Origin of the sequence: Bradyrhizobium sp., from assembly GCF_049798375.1 — a bacterium.
Taxonomy (GTDB): domain Bacteria; phylum Pseudomonadota; class Alphaproteobacteria; order Rhizobiales; family Xanthobacteraceae; genus Bradyrhizobium.
The window spans coordinates 1-2,953 of sequence record NZ_JBARGP010000399.1; the positions used below are offsets into that span (position 1 = coordinate 1).

Consider the following 2,953-nt stretch of genomic DNA (forward strand, 5'->3'; position numbering starts at 1 on the left):
TCGGATGATGGGCGCCGAGCTTCATCGCCGCGTCGATCGCCTCGACGTTTCCGACGCCCTCATAAAGGGTGTAGATCGCTTCGTTGATCATCGGCAGCAGGATGCGGTTGACGATGAAGGCCGGGAAATCCTCCGAGACGGCGACCTGCTTGCCGAGCCGGTTGACGAACTCCTTGGACGCTTCGAACGTCGCATCGTCAGTGGCGATGCCGCGGATCAGCTCCACTAACTCCATCAGGGGCACCGGATTCATGAAATGAATGCCGATGAAGCGCTCCGGGCGATCGGTGCTGGCTGCAAGCCGGGTAATCGAGATCGACGACGTGTTGGAGGCGATCAGCGCCTCCGGCTTCAGGACCGCGCAGAGGTCGTGGAAGATCTTGCGCTTGACCTCTTCCTTCTCGGTCGCGGTCTCGATCACGAGATCGCAGTCGGCGAGACCATCGAGGGTTTCGGTCAATCCGATGTGACCCAGCGCCTCGTTGCGGGACTCCTCGGTGATGATGTTCTTGGCGACCTGTCGTGACAGGTTGCCGTTGATGGTCGCCATGCCTGATTTCAGACGATCGGCGGTGACATCGTTGAGCACGACGTCGAGCCCGGCGAGCGCCGCGACATGCGCGATGCCGTTGCCCATCTGCCCGGAGCCGATCACGCCGATCTTGTTGATCTGAGCCATTTTGCTTATCCACCGGGATGGCGCGCATATCGCGCCTCTCCATGCCGTTCACTTAAACTCGAAAACACCGGCCAGGATCGCCCCTCCCGGCCGGTGTCGATCACATTATTTGCCGAGCTTGCCGAGCGCCTCGGTCAGCTCCGGAACCGCCTGGTAGAGATCCGCGACCAGGCCGTAGTCTGCAACCTGGAAGATCGGCGCATCCTCGTCCTTGTTGATCGCGACGATCACCTTGGAGTCCTTCATGCCGGCAAGATGCTGGATCGCGCCGGAAATGCCGACCGCGACATAGAGCTCCGGCGCCACCACCTTGCCGGTCTGTCCGACCTGCCAGTCGTTTGGCGCATAGCCGGCATCGACCGCAGCGCGCGATGCGCCGACGCCGGCGCCGAGCTTGTCGGCCAGCGGCTCGATATATTTGGCGAAGTTCTCGCGGCTCTGCATGGCGCGGCCGCCGGAGACGATGATCTTGGCCGAGGTCAGCTCGGGCCGATCGCTCTTGGCGACCTCTTCACCGACGAAGCTCGACAGCGCCGGATCGGCCGCAGCCGCGACGCTCTCGACCGGAGCACTGCCACCGGCACCTGCCGCGGCGAAGGTCGAGGTCCGCACCGTGATCACCTTCTTGGCGTCCTTCGACTTCACGGTCTGGATCGCGTTGCCGGCATAGATCGGCCGCTCGAACGTATCAGGCGCCACCACCTTGATGATCTCGGACACCTGCATGACGTCGAGCAGGGCCGCGACCCGCGGCATCACGTTCTTGAAGCGCGAGGTCGCGGGTGCGACGATCGCATCATAGTCCTTGGCCAGCGAGACCACGAGCGCGGCAAGCGGCTCGGCGAGGTCGTGCGCATAGGGCTCGCCCTCGGCGACCAGCACCTTCTTGACGCCATCGAGCTTCGCGGCCGCCTCGGCCGCTTGCGTGGTGCCCTGCCCGCCGCCGGCGACCAGCACATGCACGTCGCCGCCCAGCTGGCTAGCTGCCGTCAGCGCCTTGTTGGTGGAGTCCTTGAGAACCTCGTGGTCGTGTTCAGCGATCAACAGCGTGGTCATCTTCAGAGCACCCCGGCTTCGGTCTTGAGTTTGGCGACGAGCTCGGCGACGTCCTTGACCTTGACGCCGGCCTGGCGACCGGCCGGTTCCGCGGTCTTGACGATCTCGAGACGCGGGGTGAGATCGACGCCGGTATCCGCGGCGGTCTTCTCCGCGATCGGCTTCTTCTTCGCCTTCATGATGTTGGGCAGCGACGCGTAGCGCGGCTCGTTGAGACGCAGATCGGTGGTGACGATTGCGGGTCCCTTCAGCTTGATGGTCTGCAGGCCGCCATCGACCTCGCGCGTCACCTTGAAGTCGGTGCCTTCGACTTCGAGCTTGGAGGCGAAGGTCGCCTGCGCCCAGCCGAGCAGCGCGGCCAGCATTTGGCCGGTCTGGTTCGAGTCGTCGTCGATCGCCTGCTTGCCCAGGATGATCAGGCCGGGCTTCTCCTCGTCGGCGACGGTCTTCAGGATCTTCGCGACCGCCAGCGGTTCCACGATCCCGTCAGCTTTCACCAGGATGCCGCGATCGGCGCCCATCGCGAGCGCGGTGCGGATGGTCTCCGAGGCCTGCGCCGGCCCGATCGACACCACGACGACCTCGGTCGCCTTGCCGGCCTCCTTCAGCCGCAACGCTTCCTCGACCGCAATCTCGTCGAACGGATTCATCGACATCTTGACGTTGGCGAGTTCAACGCCCGATCCGTCGCTCTTGACGCGGACCTTGACGTTGTAATCCACCACCCGTTTCACCGGCACCAGAACCTTCATCGATCCTCTTTCGCGTATACTTGGGGGGTTTGACCTGTTCGGGCGCGGAACCTAAAGCCCCCATCCACCCCGGTCAACGCGCGACCGGGGAAAAATAGCCCTCTTGCTCCAATTCCGAAGCCCGCATCATACCGCGCCACCGCCGTTGCGGACCACGGAATTCGAGAGCATCGGCAAACCTTTGATTCCAGTGCGGCTTTGGATTTGAAGTTCCGATCATCTCAAGCAGGAACTGATCAAGGCCTGAATCTACCGCACCGGCCCGTCCGTTAACGGTTCTGACCCGGGACCCAGAGCACGTCCCCGGCGCCGTTTCCATTCGCCGCCCGGCTGGCGACGAACAGGAAATCAGACAGCCGGTTCATATAACGAAGTGCGGCACCGTTAACGGTCTCTTCGGGCCGGCCCGCGAGTTCCGCAATGATCCGTTCAGCCCGCCGGCAAACCGTCCGCGCCAGATGCAGAT

4 protein-coding genes are annotated in these 2,953 nt (G+C 63.5%); all 4 read right to left on the reverse strand.

The genetic code is table 11. From position 1 onward, the window contains the following. Positions 1-679, reverse strand: a 679-nt coding sequence (locus tag WA702_RS17035; RefSeq protein WP_425111706.1) for a 3-hydroxyacyl-CoA dehydrogenase NAD-binding domain-containing protein, incomplete at its 3' end; no start/stop codon positions are given. Positions 680-784: 105 nt separating this feature from the next. Continuing rightward, positions 785-1,735: an electron transfer flavoprotein subunit alpha/FixB family protein gene (locus WA702_RS17040; protein ID WP_425111707.1), complete on the reverse strand. Its 951-nt coding sequence runs from the start codon at positions 1,733-1,735 to the stop codon at positions 785-787. A 2-nt stretch (positions 1,736-1,737) separates the two neighbouring features. Further along, positions 1,738-2,487 (reverse strand): electron transfer flavoprotein subunit beta/FixA family protein, encoded by a 750-nt coding sequence (locus WA702_RS17045; RefSeq protein ID WP_425111708.1) that lies wholly within the window; start codon positions 2,485-2,487, stop codon positions 1,738-1,740. A gap of 269 nt (positions 2,488-2,756) precedes the next feature. After that, a partial coding sequence (locus WA702_RS17050; protein ID WP_425111709.1) for an ATP:cob(I)alamin adenosyltransferase occupies positions 2,757-2,953 on the reverse strand: 197 nt, incomplete at its 5' end.

What these genes read in the sequence shown, in the direction of transcription:
- WA702_RS17045 (WP_425111708.1), bottom strand. Translation starts at nt 2,487, where the DNA reads ATGAAGGTTCTGGTGCCGGTGAAACGGGTGGTGGATTACAACGTCAAG.
- WA702_RS17040 (WP_425111707.1), bottom strand. Translation starts at nt 1,735, where the DNA reads ATGACCACGCTGTTGATCGCTGAACACGACCACGAGGTTCTCAAGGAC.